This window comes from Prochlorococcus sp. (assembly GCF_965655815.1).
Lineage (GTDB): Bacteria > Cyanobacteriota > Cyanobacteriia > PCC-6307 > Cyanobiaceae > Prochlorococcus_A > Prochlorococcus_A pastoris.
The window spans coordinates 72,686-96,795 of sequence record NZ_CBFHHZ010000002.1; the positions used below are offsets into that span (position 1 = coordinate 72,686).

29 protein-coding genes, 2 tRNA genes and 1 pseudogene are annotated in these 24,110 nt (G+C 31.3%); 15 read left to right on the forward strand and 17 right to left on the reverse strand.

The annotated features are described in order from the left end of the window. Window positions 1-26: 26 nt before the first annotated feature. A complete protein-coding gene (gene petC, locus ACTF45_RS03475; RefSeq protein ID WP_438949355.1) occupies window positions 27-563 on the reverse strand; it encodes a cytochrome b6-f complex iron-sulfur subunit in 537 nt (178 codons plus the stop codon). A 123-nt stretch (window positions 564-686) separates the two neighbouring features. Between petC and ACTF45_RS03480 the strand changes: the two genes are divergently transcribed. Continuing rightward, window positions 687-1,004, forward strand: a complete 318-nt coding sequence (locus tag ACTF45_RS03480) for a DUF3067 family protein (RefSeq protein WP_011132099.1) — start codon at window positions 687-689, stop codon at window positions 1,002-1,004. Here the strand turns inward: ACTF45_RS03480 and tatC are convergent. The 3 genes from tatC to ACTF45_RS03495 all read right to left on the reverse strand — a co-directional run bounded on the left by tatC (window position 973) and on the right by ACTF45_RS03495 (window position 3,804). Next, complete coding sequence (tatC, locus tag ACTF45_RS03485) at window positions 973-1,731, reverse strand: twin-arginine translocase subunit TatC (protein ID WP_288347711.1); 759 nt, start codon at window positions 1,729-1,731, stop codon at window positions 973-975. The genes ACTF45_RS03480 and tatC overlap by 32 nt on opposite strands. Window positions 1,732-1,814: 83 nt before the next feature. Then, window positions 1,815-2,075, reverse strand: a complete 261-nt coding sequence (locus ACTF45_RS03490) for a hypothetical protein (protein WP_011819846.1) — start codon at window positions 2,073-2,075, stop codon at window positions 1,815-1,817. A gap of 28 nt (window positions 2,076-2,103) precedes the next feature. Further along, entirely contained in the window at window positions 2,104-3,804 is a 1,701-nt protein-coding gene (locus ACTF45_RS03495; RefSeq protein WP_438949461.1) for an Rqc2 family fibronectin-binding protein, read from the reverse strand. 74 nt (window positions 3,805-3,878) lie between these two features. Here ACTF45_RS03495 and gmk point away from each other — a divergent pair, with 74 nt between their 5' ends. Further along, window positions 3,879-4,433, forward strand: coding sequence for a guanylate kinase (gene gmk / locus ACTF45_RS03500; protein ID WP_288347710.1), 555 nt, complete (start codon window positions 3,879-3,881; stop codon window positions 4,431-4,433). A gap of 17 nt (window positions 4,434-4,450) precedes the next feature. Here the strand turns inward: gmk and psaJ are convergent, their stop codons facing one another. Next, a complete protein-coding gene (gene psaJ, locus ACTF45_RS03505) occupies window positions 4,451-4,585 on the reverse strand; it encodes a photosystem I reaction center subunit IX (protein ID WP_011132104.1) in 135 nt (44 codons plus the stop codon). Window positions 4,586-4,615: 30 nt separating this feature from the next. Further along, a complete protein-coding gene (locus ACTF45_RS03510) occupies window positions 4,616-5,170 on the reverse strand; it encodes a Photosystem I reaction center subunit III (RefSeq protein WP_438949356.1) in 555 nt (184 codons plus the stop codon). A gap of 74 nt (window positions 5,171-5,244) precedes the next feature. Between ACTF45_RS03510 and tsaD the strand changes: the two genes are divergently transcribed. From tsaD to ACTF45_RS03525, 3 genes are all read left to right on the forward strand, one after another. Continuing rightward, a complete protein-coding gene (tsaD, locus tag ACTF45_RS03515; protein ID WP_438949357.1) occupies window positions 5,245-6,315 on the forward strand; it encodes a tRNA (adenosine(37)-N6)-threonylcarbamoyltransferase complex transferase subunit TsaD in 1,071 nt (356 codons plus the stop codon). Window positions 6,316-6,320: 5 nt separating this feature from the next. Continuing rightward, window positions 6,321-6,503 (forward strand): high light inducible protein, encoded by a 183-nt coding sequence (locus ACTF45_RS03520; RefSeq protein WP_288347707.1) that lies wholly within the window; start codon window positions 6,321-6,323, stop codon window positions 6,501-6,503. A 156-nt stretch (window positions 6,504-6,659) separates the two neighbouring features. Then, the gene (locus ACTF45_RS03525; RefSeq protein ID WP_288347705.1) at window positions 6,660-7,859 is read left to right on the forward strand and encodes a cation:proton antiporter; all 1,200 of its coding nucleotides are present in this window, start codon (window positions 6,660-6,662) and stop codon (window positions 7,857-7,859) included. On the opposite strand, the gene gltX is transcribed toward ACTF45_RS03525, so the two are convergent. The 6 genes and pseudogenes from gltX to ACTF45_RS03555 form a co-directional block, all read right to left on the reverse strand. Next, window positions 7,860-9,296, reverse strand: coding sequence for a glutamate--tRNA ligase (gene gltX, locus ACTF45_RS03530; RefSeq protein ID WP_288347704.1), 1,437 nt, complete (start codon window positions 9,294-9,296; stop codon window positions 7,860-7,862). Window positions 9,297-9,313: 17 nt separating this feature from the next. Then, a tRNA-Asp gene (locus ACTF45_RS03535) sits at window positions 9,314-9,387 on the reverse strand. Window positions 9,388-9,543: 156 nt separating this feature from the next. Further along, a complete protein-coding gene (locus ACTF45_RS03540) occupies window positions 9,544-9,732 on the reverse strand; it encodes a hyperconserved protein Hcp (RefSeq protein ID WP_006043540.1) in 189 nt (62 codons plus the stop codon). A gap of 38 nt (window positions 9,733-9,770) precedes the next feature. Then, a tRNA-Trp gene (locus ACTF45_RS03545) sits at window positions 9,771-9,843 on the reverse strand. Between the two features lie 55 nt (window positions 9,844-9,898). Continuing rightward, window positions 9,899-10,258 (reverse strand): annotated as a pseudogene (rplS, locus tag ACTF45_RS03550) (50S ribosomal protein L19); the annotation flags it as partial. A gap of 137 nt (window positions 10,259-10,395) precedes the next feature. Continuing rightward, complete coding sequence (locus ACTF45_RS03555; RefSeq protein ID WP_288347980.1) at window positions 10,396-10,704, reverse strand: PepSY domain-containing protein; 309 nt, start codon at window positions 10,702-10,704, stop codon at window positions 10,396-10,398. Between the two features lie 88 nt (window positions 10,705-10,792). Between ACTF45_RS03555 and map the strand changes: the two genes are divergently transcribed. Continuing rightward, on the forward strand, window positions 10,793-11,632 hold the full coding sequence (gene map, locus ACTF45_RS03560) for a type I methionyl aminopeptidase (protein ID WP_288347979.1): 840 nt from the start codon (window positions 10,793-10,795) through the stop codon (window positions 11,630-11,632). On the opposite strand, the gene ACTF45_RS03565 is transcribed toward map, so the two are convergent. Continuing rightward, a complete protein-coding gene (locus ACTF45_RS03565; RefSeq protein ID WP_288347978.1) occupies window positions 11,629-12,342 on the reverse strand; it encodes an SDR family oxidoreductase in 714 nt (237 codons plus the stop codon). The genes map and ACTF45_RS03565 overlap by 4 nt on opposite strands. Window positions 12,343-12,508: 166 nt before the next feature. Between ACTF45_RS03565 and ACTF45_RS03570 the strand changes: the two genes are divergently transcribed. The 5 genes from ACTF45_RS03570 (at window position 12,509) to ACTF45_RS03590 (ending at window position 15,874) form a co-directional block, all read left to right on the forward strand. Then, a complete protein-coding gene (locus ACTF45_RS03570; RefSeq protein ID WP_288347977.1) occupies window positions 12,509-13,618 on the forward strand; it encodes a phosphotransacetylase family protein in 1,110 nt (369 codons plus the stop codon). Window positions 13,619-13,643: 25 nt separating this feature from the next. Then, window positions 13,644-14,156 carry a DNA recombination-mediator protein A gene (locus ACTF45_RS03575; protein ID WP_288347975.1) on the forward strand — a complete coding sequence of 171 codons (513 nt, stop codon included), beginning with the start codon at window positions 13,644-13,646 and terminating at the stop codon, window positions 14,154-14,156. A 68-nt stretch (window positions 14,157-14,224) separates the two neighbouring features. Continuing rightward, entirely contained in the window at window positions 14,225-14,722 is a 498-nt protein-coding gene (locus ACTF45_RS03580) for a YajQ family cyclic di-GMP-binding protein (protein ID WP_438949358.1), read from the forward strand. Window positions 14,723-14,746: 24 nt separating this feature from the next. Next, entirely contained in the window at window positions 14,747-14,950 is a 204-nt protein-coding gene (locus ACTF45_RS03585; RefSeq protein ID WP_438949359.1) for a hypothetical protein, read from the forward strand. A 117-nt stretch (window positions 14,951-15,067) separates the two neighbouring features. Next, the gene (locus tag ACTF45_RS03590; protein WP_288347971.1) at window positions 15,068-15,874 is read left to right on the forward strand and encodes a prohibitin family protein; all 807 of its coding nucleotides are present in this window, start codon (window positions 15,068-15,070) and stop codon (window positions 15,872-15,874) included. A 4-nt stretch (window positions 15,875-15,878) separates the two neighbouring features. Here ACTF45_RS03590 and hemL read toward each other — a convergent pair whose 3' ends face one another. Together hemL and xth are read right to left on the reverse strand one after the other, a co-directional pair. Continuing rightward, entirely contained in the window at window positions 15,879-17,180 is a 1,302-nt protein-coding gene (hemL, locus tag ACTF45_RS03595) for a glutamate-1-semialdehyde 2,1-aminomutase (RefSeq protein WP_288347969.1), read from the reverse strand. A gap of 226 nt (window positions 17,181-17,406) precedes the next feature. Next, a complete protein-coding gene (gene xth / locus ACTF45_RS03600; protein ID WP_438949360.1) occupies window positions 17,407-18,252 on the reverse strand; it encodes an exodeoxyribonuclease III in 846 nt (281 codons plus the stop codon). 72 nt (window positions 18,253-18,324) lie between these two features. On the opposite strand from xth, the gene ACTF45_RS03605 reads away from it, so the two are divergent. The 4 genes from ACTF45_RS03605 to ACTF45_RS03620 all read left to right on the forward strand — a co-directional run bounded on the left by ACTF45_RS03605 (window position 18,325) and on the right by ACTF45_RS03620 (window position 21,507). Continuing rightward, a complete protein-coding gene (locus ACTF45_RS03605) occupies window positions 18,325-18,621 on the forward strand; it encodes a hypothetical protein (protein ID WP_288347967.1) in 297 nt (98 codons plus the stop codon). 44 nt (window positions 18,622-18,665) lie between these two features. Beyond that, window positions 18,666-19,265, forward strand: a complete 600-nt coding sequence (locus ACTF45_RS03610) for a hypothetical protein (protein ID WP_288347966.1) — start codon at window positions 18,666-18,668, stop codon at window positions 19,263-19,265. A gap of 65 nt (window positions 19,266-19,330) precedes the next feature. Continuing rightward, on the forward strand, window positions 19,331-20,554 hold the full coding sequence (gene larC, locus ACTF45_RS03615; RefSeq protein ID WP_288347965.1) for a nickel pincer cofactor biosynthesis protein LarC: 1,224 nt from the start codon (window positions 19,331-19,333) through the stop codon (window positions 20,552-20,554). An 8-nt stretch (window positions 20,555-20,562) separates the two neighbouring features. Next, window positions 20,563-21,507 (forward strand): hypothetical protein, encoded by a 945-nt coding sequence (locus tag ACTF45_RS03620; RefSeq protein ID WP_438949361.1) that lies wholly within the window; start codon window positions 20,563-20,565, stop codon window positions 21,505-21,507. Here ACTF45_RS03620 and ACTF45_RS03625 read toward each other — a convergent pair. Together ACTF45_RS03625 and ACTF45_RS03630 are read right to left on the reverse strand one after the other, a co-directional pair. Then, complete coding sequence (locus ACTF45_RS03625; protein WP_438949362.1) at window positions 21,504-23,099, reverse strand: ABC transporter permease; 1,596 nt, start codon at window positions 23,097-23,099, stop codon at window positions 21,504-21,506. The genes ACTF45_RS03620 and ACTF45_RS03625 overlap by 4 nt on opposite strands. Next, complete coding sequence (locus tag ACTF45_RS03630) at window positions 23,062-24,093, reverse strand: CobW family GTP-binding protein (RefSeq protein ID WP_438949363.1); 1,032 nt, start codon at window positions 24,091-24,093, stop codon at window positions 23,062-23,064. Before ACTF45_RS03630 ends, ACTF45_RS03625 begins: the two co-directional genes overlap by 38 nt. Window positions 24,094-24,110: the final 17 nt, after the last annotated feature.

Here is a 24,110-nt window from a genome sequence, read left to right on the forward strand (position 1 = left end):
TTTGTTTTTTAAAATTAATCATTCTCTTAGGCCCACCAGGGATTTTCATTAGTTCTAAAATCTGTCTCTGACCACTGTTTTACAAGTACAGCATCATCATCTACATCAACATGCGCCAAGGCCAAAGATAAAGGGGCAGGTCCTCTTACTACTTTCCCATTTGTGTCATATTGACTTCCATGACAAGGACATATGAATTTATTCGCACCGCTATCCCATGGAACAACGCATCCTAAATGGGTGCATATAGCATTTAGTCCGAATTCTCCTATCTCTCCTTCACTGTTAACAATTAAGTAAGTTGGATCTCCTTTGAGACCTTGAACTAAACTTCTATCTCCTGCTTGATGACTTGCTAGCCAACCGGTCTTTGTTACTGGATTACCTAATTCATCTTTTGCAGAAGTTCCGCCGCCACCGCCGCCAGCTCTTAGTGGCATAAAATAATTTGCTACAGGATATAAAGCTCCTAATGCGACACCAGTTGCTGTTCCAAATGTAAGAAGATTCATAAATTGCCTTCGACCCATGGATGGGACTTCATTGGAACTTAATTGAGTCATTCGATACTTGAGACTGTTATTTATTAGTTATTATGAATCAAATTGCATGATTTCTGTTGCAAATAGATAGGACTTTTAATAATTTAAAGTATAAGTTTTTATGAGATTGTTTATTATTAAATTATGAAACCTTTGGTAGTAGATGAGATTATCCATTACTTGATTCATCGATGGGGTAAAAAATATGACTTTAGACTTTTTAAAAGAGGAAAATATTTATATTTTCAAATGATGTGGGGTTTTTTAGGACAAGAATCTTTTCCATTAAATGAAGTGGAATATAAAAAATCAATAGCAGATAAAATTGAAATATTAAATAGATGCGGTTATTCAGATGAAGTAAGGGAATGGCTTAAAAAAGTAAATTCAAAACCAAGATTAGGAAGAGCTGTAAGCCTTCAACTACACATTAATGAGAGGATGAAAGAGTTTTTGATTTAAGGCTTTCAGATACGTAAGTTAGCCCAGCTCCTACAAAAAATAGAAAAATTATCGAAATTGAGAGCAATGACATAGTTAAAGGATCTGTTGAAGGTGTAATTACTGCGGATAAGATCGCAGAGGAGATTACCACTATTTTCCAATTTGATAGCATTTTTTCTGTAGTAATAATTCCAAGTGAACCAAGAATGAATTGCAAAACTGGTAACTGAAATGCTATTGCAGTACTTGACATTAACAATAAAACAAAATCAAAGTATCTCTCTATGGACCATGTTGGTTCAACTATATCAGCTCCAAAATTTATAAAGAAATTTATTGCCGCGGGAACTAATATCCACCAAGAAAAAAGCAAGCCAAGAAAAAATAATAAACCTGATCCAAAAACAGCCGGTAAAATTAGGTTTTTTTCTTTTTTAGTTAAACCTGGAGAAATAAATAATATTAATTGATAAAAAATGTATGGAATAGAGACGATTATCCCGCTATATCCTGCTACTTTTATGGCAACAAATAAAAATTCTCCAGGAGCAAGTTGTAATAAATGTATATCACTTGCAGGAATCTCTAAAAATGAAATTAAAGGCTTAATTATTAAAAAACTAAAAAAAATGCAAATTAATATCGAATAAATAGAATTTAGTAATCTTTGCCTTAACTCCTCTAAATGATCAGTAAAACTCATCGAATCATAATTATTATTCTTACTATCTTCTTTCCTCTTCATTATTAAGCTGATTTTATAGTTTGAAATAGATAAACATTTATTTTTTTATAAAAAGCGTAATTTTGATTATTAGTAGCTAAGAACTATTTACTTAATTTTGGATTCGTCGGATCAGGTAATAAAAATGGAGGAGCATCATTTAAAGAAGATTCTCCATATGTTTCATATTCTCTATAACCACCCATTTTTCCATTTGTTTTCATCAAAGCACTTACGAAAGCAAGTAATAGAAAAACAGTTGGGGCTCCAATAATTAATGCTGCTCCGAACAAGTACCCTACAATAAATTCTGGGAAACTATGATTACCTAAAAATTCGTGTGTTCCAAGTAGAAAATCTAACATTTAACAAAATTATTTTTCTTATTATAGGCTAAATTGCTTTTTTAAGATTTTTTTTGATGTAATCTTTTCCTCTTGTAGGATTACCCCAAAGAATTTCTACATTATTGAATGAAACGCAACCAGGACCTCCCTTTGTGATTTTTTGGAGATCTTTTATATTCACAAGACTAATAGGTACTTTAAAATTCATTTTTGCTTTACTAAATAAAGCTGCTAAATCTGCTGATATTTGAATATCTTCATCTGATGGGATTTGAGATGAAGACTTTAAAACAACATGACTTCCAGGTGATTCTTGTGCATGGAACCAAAGATCACCTTTTTTGGAAAACTTAAAACTTATTAGATCATTTTGCCTCATATTTCTTCCTATTTGTACTGTTAAGCCTTTCGGGGTATTTATTTCTATTGGAGATGATTCTAATCCAGATGCGTCTTTTGTTTGTTCTCTTATATTTTTGATTCTCAAATTAAACTCTCGACAAATTTCAGCTTTAATTTCGTCCAGCAAATTGAGTCTAGTTGTCGGATTTTCATTTTTTAGAGAATTTAAGTTATCTAATAGAGCACTAAATTCTTCTAATCTATCAAGTTTATTTTTATAAATATTCATCCTTTCTTTAATTAAATTTTGTGCTCTTTTTAGTTTTTTTGACTTTTTATAAAGCTTTTGGCCTTTGATAATATCTTGTTTTTGTATCTCATGAGTCATGAATATTTTGTCAGCCTTTTCTTTATATAGTTGATAATTTTCGGAGTTAATTAAAAGATCAGATTGCAATTTAAAATTTTTTTTCTCAAGATTTGTTTGTTTAAAAATTATCCCATCAATTTTTTTTATTAAGGCCTCAATTTTTTTTTGTTTTAAATGAAAATTATAATAATTTTCTAATCCATCAATTTGATCAATATTATCTTTGTTAATTATTTCATTCTTTAAAAACCAAACTGAATAAAAAAAATTGTCAAAAATTGAAAAATTAAAGTTATTTTTATTAAATCTTTCAATCCATATTTTCCAACTTTGATATATCTTTTTTAAGTTGGTTTCACTTATGAAATCAATATTTTTGTTCATTATTTCTACACTTTCCAGATTACTAAAAGTTTCAAGTTGCTTTGTTAGTATTGGACTTACACCTTGATAAGTATTTATTAAGCAGTATTTAAGTGATTCTGGAACTGAAGAAATAGACTCTTTCCATTCTTCATAAGATTCATTTGGACTAGGCTCCTTTTTCATGTTTGAGGGAGGCTCTGAATAGATAGATCCAGTAGAAACGACACGAAAGCTAGATTGATTAGATTTTATTTGTTTGCCAACTGCAATTATTTTTTGATTATTATCTAAATAAAAAATATTACTGTGTTTGCCCATTAATTCAAAAACTAAGTATTTTTTTATTTCATCACCTGGCTTTTTTGCAAATCCAAATTTAATTACTCTCTCAAATTTATCTTGTTCTATGGAAACCAAAGCCATATATTTCAATCCGTATCTTAGTTGTTTGGAGAGTGTACTTTCAGTTCCTATTTTTTCAGGCCTATTTATTGTAAGAATTCGTGGAGAATCACTATCCCAAGATACTTCTATCCAAGTTTGGTTATTTATTCCTCTTAAACAGAATTGAATTATATTAGGTTCGGGTTGTTGAGCAGTTTCAAACCTTGACGGTAAAACTTCTTCTGATAAATCATGCAATACAGATTTTATAGATGTAATATCCATTATCTGAGGTACACCCTTTTGCATTATTTCTAAAAATTATTCACCAACATTTACTTTACTGTAAAAATTTTAATATGAAAAATTTAAAAAAACTAATAATTATCACAGGCCCTAGTGGAGTTGGGAAAGGTACTGTTGTTAAAGAACTTTTAGATAGAAATAAAGATATTTGGCTTTCTATTTCTGCAACAACAAGAAATCCTAGAGTTGGAGAGAATGATGGTTTGAATTATTACTTTATAAGTGAAGAAAGGTTTAAAGATATGATCGATAAAAAAGAATTTCTTGAATGGGCCCAATTCGCAGGAAACTATTATGGAACCCCCTTATCTACTGTTAATGAAAAGATTGAAAAGGGATTTATTGTATTACTTGAAATTGAAGTTGAAGGTGCAAAACAAATTAAAGAAAAGTTCCCAGAATCTTTATCAATATTTCTTTTGCCTCCTAGCAAAGAAGAATTAGAAAAAAGAATAAGAAATAGAGGTACTGAAAAAGAGGAGGCAATTGATAGAAGACTTAGCAGAGCCAACTACGAAATTGCATCCTCAAATCAATTTGATTTTGTATTAACAAATCATGATGTTGATGAGACAGTAAAAGAGGTTTTCAAAATAATTAAGTCTTGAAAGTTCTTTTTGAAATCTCAGCTCATCGGATGAAATAATAAATCAGGAAAAAATCTATTAAATTCAATAATTATTCCAGCTGTAAGACTTAGCCAAACTGCTGCAACCACTGGAGCTGACCTGATAAATTTTGTGTTGAAGATTTTAAGCATTTGATTTTTAGAATTGTGTGGGATGATGTTTTATCTAGGACCATTAAGTGTAATATTATTATCTTTTTCTCTTAAATCACCGTTCCTTCCTTGCTTATTGGCTAAGAGGGGCCATTGAGCACCTTTGATAAGGCATTTTTTCGCCAAGTCTAAATCAATAATAATTTCAAGGTCTGCTGGGTTCTTAGTCTTTTTGGATTCAATCAAATACTCTCTTCCAGACCATCCTATAATTCCTGCAATATAGATGAATAATACACCTGGAATAAGTAAGTCACCTTCATGACCTCTATTTAAGAGTGCTCCCCATGGTTCAAGTGGTGGACCTATTATTAAATGAGGCAATCCATCGTCACCACAAGCTGCTTTGCCATATCTTTCAAATCTTGTGATATCTTTTTGCGTTTTAGCAGTACTTGCTCGTTCAATAAATTTAGGATTTTCTGAGCATGTTGTTAGAGCTGAGGCTGTATATTCTGTGCTAGCTCTATCTGCATTTAATGCTGGTCCATTAGCTGCTAAAGCAATTGGGGTTATTCCAAGAAAGAGAAAAACCGAAGTTATGATTGAAAAAAAGAATTTCATAAGTTGCAATCTTTAATTCCTTTGATGTTTTAATTAAGAAATTATTATTAAAATAAAACAGTATCGAATCAAATATGCACAAAGTTCTAGCTATTGAAACAAGTTGTGATGAGACGTCTGTCTCAATTGTTTCTAATAGTGGTGATATTTATAAAATACATTCAAATATTGTTGCATCACAAATTGAAGATCATTCTAAATGGGGAGGCGTGGTCCCAGAACTCGCAGCGAGAAAACATTTAGAGTTACTTCCTTTTGTCCTCGAACAAGCTTTAGAAGAATCAAAAATTCGTATTGAAGAAATTGATGTTATAGCTTCAACTGTCACACCAGGATTAGTTGGCTGTTTAAGGATTGGTTCTATAACTGCAAGATCACTATGTACTTTATACTCAAAACCTTTTTTGGGGATACATCACTTAGAAGGACATCTTTCGTCAATATTATTTTCAAAAAATTATCCCAAACCTCCTTTCTTATCCTTACTTGTTAGTGGTGGACATACTGAATTAATAAAAGTTGGTGAGAGAAGAAAGATGCAAAGACTTGGCAGAAGTTATGATGACGCTGCTGGTGAAGCGTTCGATAAAGTAGGAAGATTATTAGGACTTAGTTATCCTGGAGGTCCTGCAATTGCGAAAATCGCAAAAAAGGGTAATGCCTCAAAATTTAATTTACCTAAATGCAAGATCTCTGATAAGGAAGGGGGGTTTTTGAAATATGATTTCTCTTTTAGTGGTTTAAAAACGGCTGTATTAAGATTGGTTGAGAAAATAAATTTAAATGGGGATGAAATACCAATTCCAGATATTGCTGCAAGTTTTGAGAGGGTTGTAGCAGAGGTGTTGGTAGAGAGGACAATAAAATGTGCAAATGATTATGGTTTAGATAATATCGTCGTTGTAGGTGGAGTCGCGGCTAATGATACGTTAAGAAAAATGATGATTAGTGAAGCTTGTAAAAAATCTATTAAAGTTCATTTAGCTCCAATAAATCTTTGCACAGATAATGCAGCGATGATTGGAGCCGCTGCCTTATTTAGACTCAAATTTAAGGCATATGAAAGTTCTCTTAAATTGGGCATTTCAGGAAGACTCCCTATTGACCAAGCAAATACTCTTTATGAAAAAAAACCTCCTTTCTAGTACTAATGAAAAAAGAATCAAAAATAGATCTTAAAGAAACAAAAAAGGTTGTTGATAAACAAGAGCTTAATTTATGGAAAAGAGGCTTTACGCCTCAAGCAGAAATTTGGAACGGAAGAATGGCGACGATAGGAATTGGAATAATATTGATTGTTATTGCTTTGATTAGTAAATTTTCATCTATATAATTTAAATTAAAAAATTTTGTTCTTAATCTTCATAAGAGGTTTTTATTAATTAAATCTTTAATTAGATTTAATTAATAAATATTGTTTATAGTGGACTTAAAATAGGATTATTGATTTAATCAAATTAATTAATATTTTTATAATAAAGAGAAATTTATGACGCCTGAAAGGCTCGGCTTACTTTGGGGTATAACTGTTTTTGCAGGGGCATGCGCACGTTTAATTTCTTCTGTCTCTGGATTTCCAAGTGTAGTAATTTTATTAATTTCTGGATTATTTATTGGACGCTCAGGGTTCGGGCTAGTTGAGCCACTTGATCTTGGACAGGGACTTGAAACTATAGTTGGACTTTTGGTTTGTTTAGTTTTATTTGAAGGCGGGTTAAATTTAAAATTACCTGAAGGAAATATTAGAAATACTGTCTTAAGAATTTCGTTAATAAGATTATTTATTTCATTATCAGCAGGAATATTTATAGCTCATTGGCTGGCAGGACTATCATGGCCAGTAGCTGGAGTTTATAGTGCGATAGTTCTTGCCACTGGACCGACAGTAGTTTCACCCTTAGTAGACCAAATAAAATTAGTATCTCCACTATCCGAGGTCCTAAAAGCTGAAGGATTGGTTCTTGAACCCATCGGGGCAGTGCTCGCTTTGTTGTTATTAGAACTAATATTGGGAGATTTACATGGAATTAAGGAGGTGTTTATTGCCTTAATGCAGAGATTAGGTGGAGGAGTTTTGATAGGTATAAGTTCTGGATGGTTGCTGTCTGAAATTTTAAAGAAAATAAAAAACGAGGCATCATTTGGAATTGAGCTTCAGGTTACATTAGGATTTATTTTTCTTGTATATGGCATTTGTGAATATATTTTGCCTGAATCAGGTTTACCAGCTTCTGTTGCTGCAGGATTTATTGTAGGAAAAAGAGAAATTATTGATAAAGAAAGATTAGATAATTTGATTGGAGAATTAGCTCAACTATCCATAACAGTTCTTTTCCCTCTTCTGGCATCTGATGTCTCTTGGGGAGAGTTAAGTCCATTAGGTTGGGGGGGGATTATCTGCGTATTAATGTTGATGATAATTGTGCGTCCGATTTCTATATCACTGGCAACTATGGGAGGAGAATTAGATGTAAAACAAAGGGTGTTTTTATCGTGGCTAGCGCCAAGAGGGATAGTTACTGCCGCTGTTGCCTCTCTTTTTTCAATAAGACTTGAGCAGGCAGGAGTCCTTGGTGCAGGTCGTCTCCAAGGCTTGGTATTTCTAACAATATTGATGACAGTTGGTATTCAAGGACTGACGGCAAAACCTCTGGCGAATTTTCTAAATTTAATTGACAAGGAAATATAGTTAATTAAAACATCTTTCAATTAGAGGGATATCAATTTTGTTCTCAGAGAATAATTCCCAACTTTGAATTAAATCTGGTCCACTTAGACACCCAAAAAAAGCTACTCTCAATGATTTCATTAAAATCCCTTTTTTGATGGAGTGTTTAACTGTAATTTTGTTGATTATTTCTCGAGCGTTATCCTTATTAACCTTAGTTATATTTTCTTCTTTTAAATAAAAAAGGATGTACTTCAACGATTCTTTTACCTCTTTTTTACTTTCTAGAAATTCTTCCCCCTCTTTTTTCATTTGGGACAAGATAAAAAAGGGTTTTGATTGATCAATTGCATCCTTTAATAGAATCATTGAGTCTTGAATTAAATTTGTCAATTTCAAATCCCATTCTGTAGAGGGAGATTCCCAACCCATTTCATTCCAGTAATTCTTAATAAATTTACTTAATTGCGTCAGTTCCATTTTCTTGATGTATTGGGAATTAATCCAATTAAGTTTTTCCCAATTAAATTTGGCACCAGCTTTATTTACATCTGACAAATTAAAAACTTCTGATATCTCTGATAAGGAAAGAATTTCACTCTCAGGGGATTTTATAGACCATCCTAAAAATGCCATATAATTGGCTAAAGCCTCAGGCAAGTATCCCATCTCTTTGAATTCATCGATAGAAGTTACAGAATTACGTTTAGAAAGCTTTTTACCTTCGCTATTTAAAATTAGAGGCGTATGAGAAAAAATTGGTAATTTAAAATTTAAAGCTTTATAAATCAATATTTGTTTTGCAGTATTTGAGATATGATCTTCACCTCTTACAACATGAGTAATATTCATAAAATTGTCATCTACAACAACAGCAAGATTATATAGAGGATTTCCTATCTCATCACCTAAAGCTCTTCTTGATAAAACTAAATCGCCCCCGAGATCCTTACCTTGCCATCTAATTTCGCCTCTAATCTGATCTTCCCATTTGATCTCTGTTTCATCATCAATTTTAAACCTTATTACAGATGATTTTCCTTGAGATATAAATTCTTTAATCTCCTTTCTCGTAAGATTTCTATGTCTATTATCGTGCTTGGGTGGCAAACCACTTTCTTTTTGTTTTTTCCTAAGATCAAGGATCTCACTTTCTGAAGTGAAACATCTATATGCAGCTCCACTCTCTAAAAGTCTTTTAATATAGTTTTTGTGAACAGAAACTCGTTTGCTTTGGTTAATGGGCTCTTCATCCCAATTAAGTCCTAGCCAATTTAATCCATTTAATATATTTGTAGTATATTCAGATTTAGAACGTACAATATCTGTATCTTCAATTCGAATCAGAAATTTCCCATTTATTTTTCTAGCATATAACCAATTAAATAAAGCTGTTCTTGCTGTACCTATGTGTAATAAACCAGTTGGACTGGGTGCTAACCTTAAACGTTTTTCCAATTTCCTTTAGAAAAGAACGGGACCGACGGGATTCGAACCCGCAACTTCCGCCGTGACAGGGCGGTGCTCTAACCAGTTGAACTACGGTCCCAGAATTTTTATTCTAATTTAATTAGATAACTGAGTTTAAAATCATCAAACCATAATACTTTATTAATGTTGTTGTAATAAAAAAAAATTCATAAATTTGAGGATTTAAAGAAATAGTTTAGTTTCTTTTTTTAGAAGGGAACTTATTAATTTTTCTTTAAGGCCTAAAGCCTGCTGGTTCAATTAATCGAACTTGATTACCTCGAGCTGTAAATTCTCTGCCTTGATCGCTTTGAACAACAACTCTCCCACCAGATTTTACTCTGATAACTCTTGCACGAACCCATCCTAGAGCAGCTGATTCGAGGACTTTAACTACGTCCCCAGGTTGAAGATCTAACTCCATCTAAATGAAAAAAATAATTTACAAAATGTTGATCCAAACGCGTCGTGGAGGACTTGAACCCCCGACATCAGGTTTTGGAGACCTGCGTTCTACCAACTGAACTAACGACGCAATAAAAATATTATAAGCGCCTTTATGACCGTTAGGTTGAAATAACTTTACAACCTTATCGATCAAAGCGTTGTTTTACGCGAGTAGCTTTTCCTACTCTATCTCTTAGATAGAATAGCTTAGCTCTTCTTACTTTACCTCTACGTTCTACTTTTAGAGAGGCAACTTGAGGACTATGTAGCATAAATACTCTTTCCACTCCAATACCTTGAAAAATCCTTCTTACTGTAATGGTCTGATGGAGTCCACCATGTCTCTTCGCAATCACAACTCCTTCGTAGGGTTGAACCCTTTCTTTGTTACCTTCTGTAATTTTTACTCCAACTTTAACCGTATCTCCAACATATATTTCGGGCAATTGTTTTTTTAATTGCTCTCTTTCAAATTCCTTGATTAAATTTGATGAACTTAAGTTTGTTTGGGCAATTAGCTCTTTACCTTGCTTCTCAACAGTCAATTCTGTGGGAGTGTCAGTTTCATTAATGATTTCTGACTCAGTTTCTTGTTTCTCTTTTACCATTTTATGCTCAATAATCATACAAGATTATTATTTTAACCTTTCGACTCGCTTTTAGTAACCTTTTTAGGAAATGAAATTTTTTTTGAAAACATTTGAAACCCAGTTATTAGCATCCAAATAAGTCCTAAAGAATTCAAGATTACGTAGACAAGTTCTCCATTATCTCCAAGCCACTCCCCTTCGTGTAGAGACATTAACCAGTGAACTTCATCTCTTGAGTAGCCTAATAAATCTTTACAGACCCTATAGAATGTACCTGTTAAAGCTGAAATGAATAATGGGAGGAAAACCCAAGGTGCCAAAGATTTATGAAATTGCCTAGAATTAGTAATAAATTTCATTTTCTGTTTTTCTTACTGTTAGATTTGATGTAGCCATGAGGAATATGGCTATTTCGATCATATTTACCTATTACTATTATTTATTCCAATGAAACATTTTGCAGATCTTTTATTAAATAAAAATAATTCTAAATCCAATGATCAAGTTTCTTTTATCCAAAGAAGAAGAGGAATCGAAATAAAGTCTTCAAGGGAAATAAATTTGATGAAGAAATCGAGTAGGATTGTTGGAACAGTTTTGAGAGAAATAAATGACCTCATAAAACCAGGAATGAGTACAAAAGATTTGGATGATTTTGCGGAAAAGAGGATAAGAGAAATGGGTGCTGTGCCAAGTTTTAAGGGTTATCATGGATTCCCATCAAGTATTTGTTCAAGTATTAATAATGAAGTTGTTCATGGTATACCAAACAAAAATAAAATAATTAATGATGGAGATCTTGTTAAAATTGATACTGGGGCTTATCTAGATGGCTTTCATGGAGATAGTTGTATCTCTATTTGTGTAGGTGAAGTAAGTGAGCAAGCCCAAAAACTTAGTGATGTAGCCCTTAAAGCGTTGTTTGCAGGACTTTCGAAAATTAAATCAGGTAATACTCTGCTTGATATCGCAGGTGCAATTGAAGATATTGTTAAATCCAATGGATTCAGTGTAGTTGAGGACTATACAGGTCATGGAGTAGGTCGAAACCTTCATGAAGAACCATCTGTGTTTAATTTCCGAACTAACGAATTACCTAATGTTGTTCTTCGTGAAGGTATGACATTAGCTGTAGAACCTATTGTTAATCAAGGCACCAAGTATTGTAAAACTTTAAATGATAAATGGACAGTGATAACAAAAGATGGAAATTTATCAGCACAATGGGAACATACAATCGTTGTAATGAAAGATGGTATCGAAATTTTGACAGACAGAGATTTTTAATTACTAATCTTAGATATCTTTAAAAATTTACAATATAAAAAAATATATAACTCTTTAATGGGAAACAGAATGTAGGAAAGAGGGTTGGGGCTAATGATTATTAAAAAAAAATTTAAATTAGCAAAATTGTAAATGTTATTAGATACAAATTCTGCACTCATAATTCCGATAGGGTTTAATTCTGACTTGAAAGGACCTAAAATAATTTTTTTAATTTTTAATTTTTTTTTCTCATGATTGTCTAGAAGGTTTTTTTTAAAGGAAACTATTTGACCGATAAGCGATTTACTTATTTCGTAGGAAGGATTTAAAGCTGGTAATATTTCTGCTTCTGAGGTATTTATCCAAATTTCCTTTGCAATTGATGAGTTTTTTTTGAAAGCAATTTCTTCAAATAAATTTAGAAATTTTAATTTACTTAAAGCATTTATTTCTATTGAATTTTCATAATTTGAATTTTCTTTACTTATGTCGTAGATTCCATGGTTCAAAATTAAGATATCAATTTTTTTTAGGTGCTTGTTTAATAAGAATTCTTTCCCACATTGCCATTCAATCCATTCATTGGGAGATTCGTTGTTTATTTCAAAATTATTTTTACTATGAGTAAACCCTATAACTTTATATCCTTTCCCCCGAAATATTTTTGTTAATTCTTTCCCTAATGCTCCTGATGCGCCGGTAATTCCAATAGTTTTTAATTCCCTCATTATTTAATTGAATTTTGTAAGACTCTTTTCATAGATCCAAATGATATGTATTATTTTACTTTGTACTATGTTTTTTAATTTATTTGATTAAAAGTATTAAATAAATAATTGTATAGTTCTTAAAAAAATATTATCTTAAATCTATGAATAAATTAATTCGTTCATTATGAGTCAAATATTGTTAATTGGTTCCTGTGAGCCATTTAGTGGTAAGTCAGCATTAGTACTGGGGATATCAAAAAAACTTTTAGAACAAGGAAAAAAAATACGTGTAGGAAAACCATTAGCAACTTGTATTGAACTTACTAATCTTCCTTCAATGACTTATGAAGGACTAATAGATGATGACGTTAAATTTATTGGTACTACATTAAATCTTCCAGAAGAAAACTTAATTCCTTCAGTAGGATTGTTAGATAATATATCTGCTGAGAAAAGAATTACGAATAAAGATTTAAGTCCAGGTAAGGGGTTCGAACAAATAGAGGCATTAGTAAATGACGATTTTGATGGGTTAAATATTCTTGAAGCTGCAGGTAGCCTCAATGAAGGAATGATTTATGGTTTGAGTCTTCCACAGCTTGCGAAACATTTAAACGCAAAAGTCCTAATTGTTAATTTATGGGAGGATAGTAAAAGTGTAGATGCTTTACTAGACGCAAAAGAACAATTAGGAGATCATTTCGCAGGAGCCATATTGAATGCTGTTATTCCTGAGCAAGTTGAAAAAATAAAAAATAAAATAATACCCTCTCTCCAGGAGATGAACATTAAAGTATTTGGGGTGATGCCCAAATCTCCTTTACTCAGAAGTGTAACTGTAGGGGAACTTATAAGAAGGTTAGATGCAAAAGTAATTTGCTGTCCTGAAAAAGAACAATTACTCGTTGAAACATTAAGTATTGGTGCTATGGGAGTCAATTCTGCGATGGAATTTTTTAGAAGAAGGAGAAATATGGCTGTCGTAACAGGAGCCGAAAGAACTGATATTCAACTTGCAGCTTTAGAAGCATCTACCCAATGTTTAATTCTAACTGGTTTGGGTGAACCTCTATTACAACTGATCCATAGAGCTGAAGAGTTAGAAGTGCCAATTTTAAAAGTAGACTTAGATACTCTTGCTTCAGTGGAAATTATTGAACAAGCTTTTGGACATGTCAGGATACATGAATCAATAAAGGCATCATATGCTGTTCAATTAGTTCAAGAGCATGTAAATCTAAAAAATATTCTTGAAACTATAGATTTTCCCTGCAATTTTTCAAATAAATGCTAATTTCAAATGTAGTAACCGTTTTATTTTGAGTCGTTCTTTAGACCTACCCTCAACAGAAGGTGTTGATACCTTAGCTCAGGAACTTGCAAAACTTCAGAATAACGGGAAAAGAAGGATTGCTTTTTTGGGTAGTAGACATGTACCTGTTGTTGACATTCACTTGATCGAACTAATCGCAAGATCATTAGCGGAAGAAGGGCATACTATCCTTACCTCAGGATCTCAGGGAGTTAATGCAGCAGTAATAAGAGCTGTTTTAGGTATTAACCCGTCATTGCTGACTGTTCTTTTACCACAGAGCCTAGATAAACAATTACCTGAAATTAAAAACCAACTAGAGAGCGTTATTCATTTGGTTGAGAAAAGCGAAAATGATGAGTTACCTTTGCCAATGGCAAGTAGTCTTTGTAATCAAGAAATTATCAATAGATGTGATCAATTAATTTGTTTCGCTTTTCACGATAGTGAAACTTTATTAAATAGTTGTAGATGTGCTGAAGAAATGGGTAAGGTTGTTAGTTTGTTATTTTTTGATTAAATTAACTCTTTTTATTTTTTTTTTAAGTTTATTTGGGGTGATAATTAAATTAATTTAAAAATTAAGTAATGGCAGACAATTTTTCATTTGATGTGGTTTCTGATTTTGATAGACAAGAATTAGTCAATGCTTTGGATCAAGTGAAGAGAGAGATTTCTCAAAGATATGATCTTAAAGGAACAGATACCTCCTTGGATTTAGAAAAAGACAACATTTTTATAACTACAAATAGTGAATTAACTCTAAATTCAGTGATTGATATTATTAGACAAAAGGCAATAAAAAGAAAACTCTCTATAAAAATTTTCGATTTCAATAGTATTGAAGTAGTAAGCGGAAATAAAGTAAAGCAAACCATTACTTTAAAGAAAGGACTTAATCAGGAAATTGCAAAAAAAATTAGTAAAAATATTAGAGATGAAATTAAAAAGATTAATGTAAGCATTAATGGAGAAACATTAAGAGTAATGAGCAAAAGCAAGAATGATCTTCAATTGGCAATTAAGTTACTTGAGAATTTGGAGGAGACATATAAAATTCCTCTGCAAACTAATAATTATCGATAAGATATTAATAATTAAGGCCTTATAATGACTGGTTATTCAAAATCTCTTCTCGATTCATTGTGCTTAAAAATAAAAGATTATCCACGTTTTTCGTTAATAGAAATTGAGAAATTTTGTTGGATGGCTGCCCATGAGCATAAGCATGGAGTCTTACCTTCTGAATACGATATAAGGGAAATAGATGAGGATCTTTATTTACAATTATTGCAGAAATTTAAAGCAAAGTAATTTATAAAATTCATTTGTTAATTACGTAAACTAATTATTAAAAAAATATTTTAATTAAATACTTAATCAATGCATTAATTAATTTCTTTAAATATAATTAACAAAAAGCATATTTAAATGTCAACATCTTTCAAAAATGTCACCCCAACTGGTCCAGGAGGAACAGCTACGTTACTAATTGTTTTATCTTTTACCGGATTTCTTTTGCTCACTCAATCTTTATTTGTTGTACCTTCTGGACAAGTAGCTGTAGTGACTACTTTAGGGAAAGTAAGTGGTGGTTCAAGAAGAGCAGGGTTGAACTTTAAAGTCCCCTTCGTTCAGTCGGTTTTTCCCTTTGATATAAAAACTCAAGTTCAACCTGAGAAATTTGAAACCTTAACAAAAGATCTTCAAGTTATTAGAGCAACAGCTACTGTCAAATATTCTGTTAAGCCAAATGAAGCAGGTAGAATTTTTGCCACAATTGCTAGTAGAAATAGTGATGTTTATCAAAAGATAGTTCAGCCTTCTTTACTTAAAGCTCTAAAATCTGTTTTCTCACAATACGAATTAGAAACGATAGCAACTGAATTTAATGTTATTTCCGAAAAAGTCGCTTCTACCGTAGCTGAGGAATTGAATTCCTTCGATTACGTAGATGTTAAAAGTTTAGATCTTACTGGATTAGAAATTGCTGAAGAATATAGAGCAGCAATTGAACAGAAACAAATTGCAGGGCAGCTACTTTTAAGAGCTAAAACAGAAGTTGAAATTGCTGGACAAGAAGCTTTAAGATACGAAACTCTAAACAAAGGCTTAAATGATCAAGTCCTCTTTAAACTATTTTTAGATAAATGGGATGGAAGTACTCAAGTGGTTCCTGGCCTTCCTGGAACTAGTGGATCAATGCCCCCAGTTATCGTAGGCGGACAAAATAGATAATATATTAGTTTTTTATGACACTAAATGATTGATCGAAGGCTTCTAGTGTTCGATCAATTTCTTCTTCACTATGAGCTAATGAAGTAAATCCAGCTTCAAAAGGACTTGGAGCTAAGTAAACGCCTCTTTTGAGCATTTCCCTATGGAGTTTGCCAAAGAGTTCTGAATTATTTGTTTTAGCTTCTTCGAAATTTCTTACCGGTCCTTCACATAAGAAAAATCCGAACATTGCACTTACGCTCCCACCATTTATTGTAATACCATTATTTTCAGCAGATTGAATAATACCCTCAATTAATCTAGAGGTTGTTGACTCAAGTTTTTCGTAAGTACCTTCTTGTTTAAGTAACTCAAGAGTTTTAATTCCTGCTGTCATTGCTAAAGGATTTCCACTTAAAGTCCCAGCTTGATATACAGGTCCAGATGGTGCGACCATTGACATTATTTCTTTTTTCCCACCATATGCTCCTACAGGTAAACCTCCCCCAATTACTTTACCGAGAGTTGTTAAATCAGGCGTAACTCCAAACTTTTCTTGAGCTCCTCCATAGCTAATTCTGAAACCAGTCATCACTTCATCAAAAACTAGTAAAGATCCATTTTCAGTTGTTAACTCTCTCAATCCTTCAAGGAAACCAGGTTCAGGAGTAATAAATCCGGCATTACCTACTATAGGCTCAAGAATTACTCCAGATATTGCATCTGGATTCTCAGAAAATAATTTTTTTACAGCTTCAAGATCGTTGTAAGGAGCAGTTAGAGTATTTGCTGTTGTAGTTCTTGGAACTCCTGGGGAATCTGGTAAGCCTAAAGTAGCGACTCCGGAACCAGCTTTTACCAAAAACATATCAGCATGACCGTGATAGCACCCATCAAATTTTATTACTTTATCTCTCCCTGTAAATGCTCTCATTAGCCTTAAAACTGCCATACAGGCTTCCGTCCCACTGTTTACAAATCTAACCATCTCAACCGATGGAACAGCATCTATTACCATTTCTGCAAGTTTATTCTCTAATACACAAGGTGCTCCAAAACTAGTACCTTTTTCAATTGCTTCTTGCAATGCTGTAATCACTTCTGGATGGGCGTGTCCACAAATAGCTGGACCCCAACTACCTATGTAATCAATATACCTATTCCCGTCAATATCCCAAGCATAAGGGCCTTTTACTCTATCAAAAACAATTGGCTGACCACCAACAGACTTAAATGCTCTCACTGGGGAGCTAACCCCTCCTGGCATTAATTCTAAAGCTGAAGAGAAAACTTCTTCAGAATGAGTAGTTTTTAATATGTCAGTCAAAATTTAAATGAATGTGGTTTTGAGAAATTTTCATTATGTTCTAACTTAGAAATAAGTAAAAATTTTGTCAATCAGTAAGAAACTCTACATCATAATATTTTAATGCAATACTTTGGAATGTAAAAATTAATTTTGAGGAAAAATTTGGAATTAAGTTGGTTTGTTTCTACATTACTCTTTAATATAAAGCGTTTTGCGGATTATAAAAAATTAAGATCTTATGTAATTATATTTCGAAAAGATCATCATCACCATCTAAGTAATCTTCATTTTGATTATCGATCTCTAGATTAATTAATACTGGAGCATGATCACTAGGTTGTAAATTTTCCCTTTGATTCCTCTCTATTACACAACTTTTAAGTTTTGATGAAAGGTTTTTACTGATAAAAATATGATCAATTCTCCAACCTTTATTTAGCTCATACGCATTATTACGGTAATCCCACCAACTCCAATGCCCAGTATTCTTCTCAAAAATCCGAAAAGAATCAATAAATCTTCCTTTAAGGACATTATTGAGTGATTCTCTTTCAATCTTTGAAGCCATTATTCCCCCTTCGTATTTTTGAGGGTTATGAATATCTATTTCGCTTGGAGCTATATTAAAATCACCTACGAAACAGACTAAATCATCATCTTTCACTTGCTCATCTAAGAATGCTGATAAATGATTTAACCATTTAATCTTGTAATCGAATTTGTCAGAATCTATTGAAGAACCGTTTGGCACATAAACATTTATTATTTTTAATCCATTAATATCTGCAGAAATTAACCTTTTTTGCTCATTAATGTCTAATGAAAATTTCTCCTCTTTATTCTCATTAGTAAATCCTTTCTTTACATTTTCGATCTTAAACTTACTTATTATTGCAACCCCATTGTAAGATTTTTGCCCATGAATAATAACTTCATAACCTAATTCTTCAAAATGCGATAAAGGGAAAGCATCGTCTATAACTTTAGTTTCTTGTAGACAAAGGATATCTGGATTGACCTCCTTAATCCAATTAGTAATTTGAGAAAGCCTTGTTCTTACAGAGTTTACATTCCAAGTTGCTATTAACAATTTATTACCAAATTATGTAAAATTAAAATAGCAAATAATTTTAAATCTTAAATTATTTTGAAATTAAACAAAATGAAATTCAAATTAAATAAAAAGATATCAAGATTAGGGAAAATTTGCATTTTATTTGTTTCATTCATTAATATCAAATCGACTATGTTGAATGCAGAAGAGTCATACTTTAACGAAATTGAAATTGATAGCTCTACAAAAATTGACACAAATAGTTCAGCTTTACCTACTAACCCATTCGAAATAGTTGAGATGCTTAGAAGGGCTAATAGTATGAATGATGCGACTAATCCATCTGATGCTATAGATGATGCATTAAAATTATTTAATAAGATTGAAGTAAAAGAAAGCCTTTAATCCAGGAAATATCTTATTAAAACATTTCTCAAACATAACTAAATATGATTAAAAATCCTATCCAAGAAGTTACAAATAAATTACAGTACAGAGCAATAGGTATTGTTAAAGGTATTTACAAGCCAAATAATATTGATCAATTAAATAGAGGAACATTAACTGATAAGGAAGGAAAAATACTTGAAACAGTTCTTCTTGGTAAAGCTATAGCGCTGATAAAAAAATATATCAACTTAGAGAAGGATTATTTTTGGATTGTTTATCCAAGAAATAAAAACATTAACAATCTACATTTACAGGTAACTGGTATATGGGACCCTTATCAGTTAAATCAATTTGATAAAAATAATTCTGAAAAGGATCCTAATGAGTTATTAGAAGAATTAAATTTAAAGAATAATTATTTTTCAATAAGAGGAGAATTGGTCTATGTAAATACAAAAAAGAAAGAGATTGTTATAAAAATTTGTTCTTCTCCACCTTCAAAGAGATCAAAATATTCAACTTTTAAAATTATTATTGAAGGAGAGATCCCTCTTCAATTTTTGAATAACTTTGTAAGCCTCGATGTGATTAGAGATGGAAATACTCTGAGAATGGTTAAGTATGAAATTATCGAAAAAATAAAATCTGAAAAAGTATAGAATTGAATATTATTGTAAATTTTTTATCTCTTGAATGCTTATTATTGAAAAATTTATAAAGGATTATGGAAGAAATTTTAATTGAGTGTTCTCCTGGGGTCTCTGGTGACATGTTATTGGGCGCTTTTTATGATTTGGGGGTACCAAAAGATGAAATTGAGAAAAAACTCGCATGTTTTGGATTAGAAAATTTATATTATTTAAACTTTAGAGAATCTCAAAATTGTTCAATTCGAGGAATAAAGGTTGATGTTGAGAAAGTTGATCAAAGTACTAAAAGAGATTGGAAAGGTATTAAACATTTAATTCTGAAGGCTCAATTAGAGGAACAATTAAAAAAAAGAATTTATGAAGTTTTCGAGTCTTTAGCTATAGCAGAAGGAAGAGTTCATGGTATTAATCCAGAAGAAGTTCATTTTCATGAGATAGGTGCAATCGATTCCTTAGTAGATATTATTGGAGTCTGTACTTCAATTGAATATTTAAAGCCAAAGAAGGTTTTTTGTAATGAACCTACTTTAGGTAGAGGTTTTATTAAGGCTGATCATGGCAAACTATCAGTGCCATCTCCTGCGGTAATAGAGTTATTAAGAAAGAAAAATATTAAGGTGATCTCAAATATTGATTCTATAGAGGGCGAATTATCCACTCCAACGGGAATAGCTTTACTTTGTAATTTAGTTGAATCTTTCCAAATTCCTTATAAATATTCTATTGATTCCTATGGAGTAGGTCTTGGGAATTTAAATCTTCCATGCCCAAATTTGGTTAGGGTTTTAAAAATTAATTCTAGTGATGAGAATTTGATATATCAAAACAATAGTCCAAGATATGAGGAGATTTGTGTTCAAGAGGCATGGATTGATGATCAAACGTCTGAAGAACTAGCAAATTTAATTGAGCAATTTAGAAAAGAAGGAGCTTATGATGTTTCGTCACAGACTATTAATATGAAAAAAAACCGAATAGGTTTTTCTATCCAAGTTATCTTACCTATTAAAAAGCAGGAGTATTTTAGGAAATTATGGTTTGAATTTTCTACTACTATAGGTTTTAGAGAAAGAATACAAGCGCGGTGGATTTTACTGAGAAGAAAGGGGGAGTGTCTAACAACTTTTGGCAAAGTTAAATTTAAACAATCAATGAAACCTAACGGAACTATTTATATGAAACCAGAGAATGATGAAATTTTAAGATTGCAAATTGAGAATAATAAAACAGCTGAAGAAGTAAGAAATATCATTACAGAAACACGCGAGGAATTTAAAGCTTTTGAAGATTGGAAATAAGATTTAATATGCAAAAAGTTTATTTTATAAATCTTTTAAAGAATATTAACTTTGTAATCCTGAAGAAACTTTTTTTTCTTTTGAGTATATCTTATTTCTCTTTTTATTTTTTTAAAAATTTTGATCAGATTTCATTAGATATTGATTTTGATAGAAATGGAAATTATATATTTTTATCATTTTTATTTTGTATATTTAGTATTTATTTTAATGGACTAGCTTGGAAAAATATAGTTGCTTGGTTTGGTAAAACCAAGATTAAAAAAAGTTTAATTTCCTTTTATGTTCTGACGAATATTCTTAAATATGTGCCAGGAGGTATTTGGCATTTCTTTGAAAGATATAACTTTCTAAAAGATATTAGTAATCCTCAATTAGCTTTTTATTCGACACTAATTGAACCTTATTTTATGTTGTGTGCATCTTTCTTATTGGCTTCAGTTGGTATAATTTTTTCCCCATTTTATTTTTTATTACTCATACCCTTAATATTTCTGAATAGAAAATTAATTTTCCATATTTTAGAAAGGTTAGAAACCTTAAAAGGTAAAACCATTAAATCTTTAAAAATTAACAATACAAAGTATCGATTTGAGGAAAGAATAAAAATAATTTCTTTCTTCCCTGCGAGAGCTTTTTTGATTGAGATTCTTTTTGTATTATCAAAATTTATTGGATTTATTATTTGCTTTTATATAGTTAATTTAGATAATCAATATAGTATTTTTTATTTATTGGTAATTTTTTGTTTGTCCTGGGCTATTGGATTAATAGTGCCTGCTGCCCCAGGAGGAGTAGGGGTATTTGAGGCTTGTTTTCTCTTTTTTTGTGGAAAAAATATTCCACAAAATATAATTTTTCCAAGTTTAATTTATTTTAGATTGATATCTACCTCGGCAGATTTATTTTTAGGTCTTCCATTCTTATTAAGAAAATTTTTAAAGAAAATTTAGTTCTTTTTTTCTAAGCTTGGAATTAATGTACTTGATGCAATTAGACCCAAGACTGTTATAAAGAATGCAGGTAATAAGGCTTCTGCCATTCGCTCATCTCCAGCATATTGATATATCCTTACAGATAAAGTATCAAAGTCGAAAGGTCTAAGAATAAATGTAATTGGTAACTCCTTAATGGTGTCTACAAATACTAAAAGTGATCCAACAAAGATTGGACCTTTTAAAAGTGGAATATGTATCTTCTTGATAACACCAAACCAATTAGAGCCTAGTCCCTTTGCAGCCTCATCAAGGGTTGGAGATATTCTTTCAAATCCAGAATCAAGAGAACCTTTTGAAATAGTTAAAAATCGAACTACGTAACCCCAGATCAGAAGGAATATAGCAATAAAATAGAACTTTGAATTGGAAATACTTATTAATGATATAGCTAATACAGTACCTGGGATTGCATAACCAATGCCTGCTGGGAATGTTATTAATCTCATAAGTAAATTCTTATTCTGACGATTAGATAGCGTTAATATTAAAGAGAAAATTAACGCTACTAATGCAGCAATTATTCCAAGGCTAATAGTTCTTAAAGTAAGAGATATTAATTCTGTTGTGAATCCTTTTTTTAACTGATCAATATTTAATAGAAACCAAGAAAATGGAATTCCAATAGCAAATAATGGAGGTAATGAAGTAAATAAATATGCTATGTAAGAGCTATTTCCTTTTAACTTAAATCCCAGAGAACTTAATGAGGCTGGATTTTCACTCCAACGCTTTGTCTTCCTTCTTGAAAATTTTTCAAACAAAATTAAAGTAAAAACTATTATTAAAGCAACTAATGATAATCCAATAGCGCTCTTAGGATTACCTTCAATAATCCAATTTTCAGTAATACCTTTAGAAATACTTGGAATATTTAATAACTCAACTGTCCCTAAATCATTCATAACTTCCATACACATAAGGCTGATTCCAGTTATTAATGCTGGGAAAGCCATTGGAAGAGCAATTTTAAAAAAGCTGCCCCATGGTCCAACCCCTAATCCTCTACTAGCATTAATTTGATTAACTCCAAATTTATTAAAACTTTCGTTAGCAAGTAAGAAAACATAAGGGTAAGTAGTAATTGAGAGTATAAGAACTCCCCACCAGAAACCACTTATTTGGTAACCTAAAATACTTCCTAAATCCTGTAATACTGCAGTTAACAAATATGCAGGAGTTGCTAGTGGAATTAGTTGAAAAATACGAAGAGTTTTCCTTAATCTAAATTCGCAATTTGATAGTAACCAGCCATTTAAGGTCCCTAAACCACCTCCTAAAAAACTAGTAAGTAGTAAAAGTTTTAATGTGCCAAGTATTTCTTTTCTTCCAGAAATACCTAAAGAAAAATTACCACCTAAAATGGAATCTATTCCTTCAATTAAGAAATTAAAAATAGGTATTATAAGTGTAAATGCAACTATTAAAGAAGCAATATTTAAAGGCTTTAAATCTGATATTAAATTCTTTGTTTGTTTAATAAAAATTTTTCTAATATTAAATATTTCTTTATTATGCTTCTTCTCTATAACTAAATCTACAACAATCAAGCTGATTCTTAATAGTTTGATGATCTAAATCTTTTCCTATTAGAACAATTTTATTTGATTTTTTATTTTCCCATTCACAGTCATCAAGAGAAAAACGTTTACCAGATAAATGAAAAATATGTTTTCTTTCGCTTTCCATAAACCATAAAATGCCTTTAGCTCTAAATACATTTTGTGAGATTTGATTATCTAAAAAGTTTTGAAACTTCCTTAAAGAAAATGGTTCATTCGTTTCAAAAGAAATAGATGTAAATCCTTCTATATTATTTATTAAATCATGAGAATGTGAAGAGTGATCATGAGAATGTGAAGAGTGATCATGAGAATGTGAAGAGTGATCATGAGAATCTTGATTACTAATCATTTTCTCTTTAAATTGAAAAGTATCTGTTTCGAAAAGTCCCACACTCATTATTGTTTGCAAACCAACTTCACTATTAATCGATCTCAAAATTCTTGGTTCTTTTTTTATCCCATTAATGTATTGTTCTATCTTTTTCAAATGTGTATCAGTTACTAAATCACATTTATTTAGTAGTAAAATATCACCATATAAAATTTGTGAGTAGGCAACACTAGAGTTTTCTAAATCAAAATCAAAGTTATCTGCATCAATAATAGTAATAATCGAATCTAATCTTACTTTTTCTCTAAGATCACCCCCGGCAAAAGTCATTGCTACAGGAAGTGGATCTGCAAGTCCAGTAGTCTCAACAATTAAATAATCTATTTTTTCAGGTCTATCTAATATCTTAGAAACAGTGTTTAATAATTCTCCGTTTATTGTGCAACAAATGCATCCGTTATTTAATTCGATCATATCTTCAGCAGTTTTTATAATTAATTCATTATCAATACCTATCTCTCCAAATTCATTAACTAAAACAGCCGTTTTAATTCCAACTTGATTTTTTAAAATGTGATTTAAAAGTGTAGTTTTACCTGAACCCAAGAATCCACTAATAATCGTAATAGGGAGTAAATTTTCTGCCATTTTGATGGTTATTCTAA

Bases quoted from the DNA above. Each gene is read 5' to 3' on its own strand.
- petC (WP_438949355.1), bottom strand. From the start codon at position 563: ATGACTCAATTAAGTTCCAATGAAGTCCCATCCATGGGTCGAAGGCAA.
- ACTF45_RS03480 (WP_011132099.1), top strand. From the start codon at position 687: ATGAAACCTTTGGTAGTAGATGAGATTATCCATTACTTGATTCATCGA.
- tatC (WP_288347711.1), bottom strand. From the start codon at position 1,731: ATGAAGAGGAAAGAAGATAGTAAGAATAATAATTATGATTCGATGAGT.
- ACTF45_RS03490 (WP_011819846.1), bottom strand. From the start codon at position 2,075: ATGTTAGATTTTCTACTTGGAACACACGAATTTTTAGGTAATCATAGT.
- ACTF45_RS03495 (WP_438949461.1), bottom strand. From the start codon at position 3,804: ATGGATATTACATCTATAAAATCTGTATTGCATGATTTATCAGAAGAA.
- gmk (WP_288347710.1), top strand. From the start codon at position 3,879: ATGAAAAATTTAAAAAAACTAATAATTATCACAGGCCCTAGTGGAGTT.
- psaJ (WP_011132104.1), bottom strand. From the start codon at position 4,585: ATGCTTAAAATCTTCAACACAAAATTTATCAGGTCAGCTCCAGTGGTT.
- ACTF45_RS03510 (WP_438949356.1), bottom strand. From the start codon at position 5,170: ATGAAATTCTTTTTTTCAATCATAACTTCGGTTTTTCTCTTTCTTGGA.
- tsaD (WP_438949357.1), top strand. From the start codon at position 5,245: ATGCACAAAGTTCTAGCTATTGAAACAAGTTGTGATGAGACGTCTGTC.
- ACTF45_RS03520 (WP_288347707.1), top strand. From the start codon at position 6,321: ATGAAAAAAGAATCAAAAATAGATCTTAAAGAAACAAAAAAGGTTGTT.
- ACTF45_RS03525 (WP_288347705.1), top strand. From the start codon at position 6,660: ATGACGCCTGAAAGGCTCGGCTTACTTTGGGGTATAACTGTTTTTGCA.
- ACTF45_RS03540 (WP_006043540.1), bottom strand. From the start codon at position 9,732: ATGGAGTTAGATCTTCAACCTGGGGACGTAGTTAAAGTCCTCGAATCA.
- ACTF45_RS03555 (WP_288347980.1), bottom strand. From the start codon at position 10,704: ATGAAATTTATTACTAATTCTAGGCAATTTCATAAATCTTTGGCACCT.
- map (WP_288347979.1), top strand. From the start codon at position 10,793: ATGAAACATTTTGCAGATCTTTTATTAAATAAAAATAATTCTAAATCC.
- ACTF45_RS03565 (WP_288347978.1), bottom strand. From the start codon at position 12,342: ATGAGGGAATTAAAAACTATTGGAATTACCGGCGCATCAGGAGCATTA.
- ACTF45_RS03570 (WP_288347977.1), top strand. From the start codon at position 12,509: ATGAGTCAAATATTGTTAATTGGTTCCTGTGAGCCATTTAGTGGTAAG.
- ACTF45_RS03580 (WP_438949358.1), top strand. From the start codon at position 14,225: ATGGCAGACAATTTTTCATTTGATGTGGTTTCTGATTTTGATAGACAA.
- ACTF45_RS03585 (WP_438949359.1), top strand. From the start codon at position 14,747: ATGACTGGTTATTCAAAATCTCTTCTCGATTCATTGTGCTTAAAAATA.
- ACTF45_RS03590 (WP_288347971.1), top strand. From the start codon at position 15,068: ATGTCAACATCTTTCAAAAATGTCACCCCAACTGGTCCAGGAGGAACA.
- ACTF45_RS03605 (WP_288347967.1), top strand. From the start codon at position 18,325: ATGAAATTCAAATTAAATAAAAAGATATCAAGATTAGGGAAAATTTGC.
- ACTF45_RS03610 (WP_288347966.1), top strand. From the start codon at position 18,666: ATGATTAAAAATCCTATCCAAGAAGTTACAAATAAATTACAGTACAGA.
- larC (WP_288347965.1), top strand. From the start codon at position 19,331: ATGGAAGAAATTTTAATTGAGTGTTCTCCTGGGGTCTCTGGTGACATG.
- ACTF45_RS03620 (WP_438949361.1), top strand. From the start codon at position 20,563: ATGCAAAAAGTTTATTTTATAAATCTTTTAAAGAATATTAACTTTGTA.
- ACTF45_RS03630 (WP_438949363.1), bottom strand. From the start codon at position 24,093: ATGGCAGAAAATTTACTCCCTATTACGATTATTAGTGGATTCTTGGGT.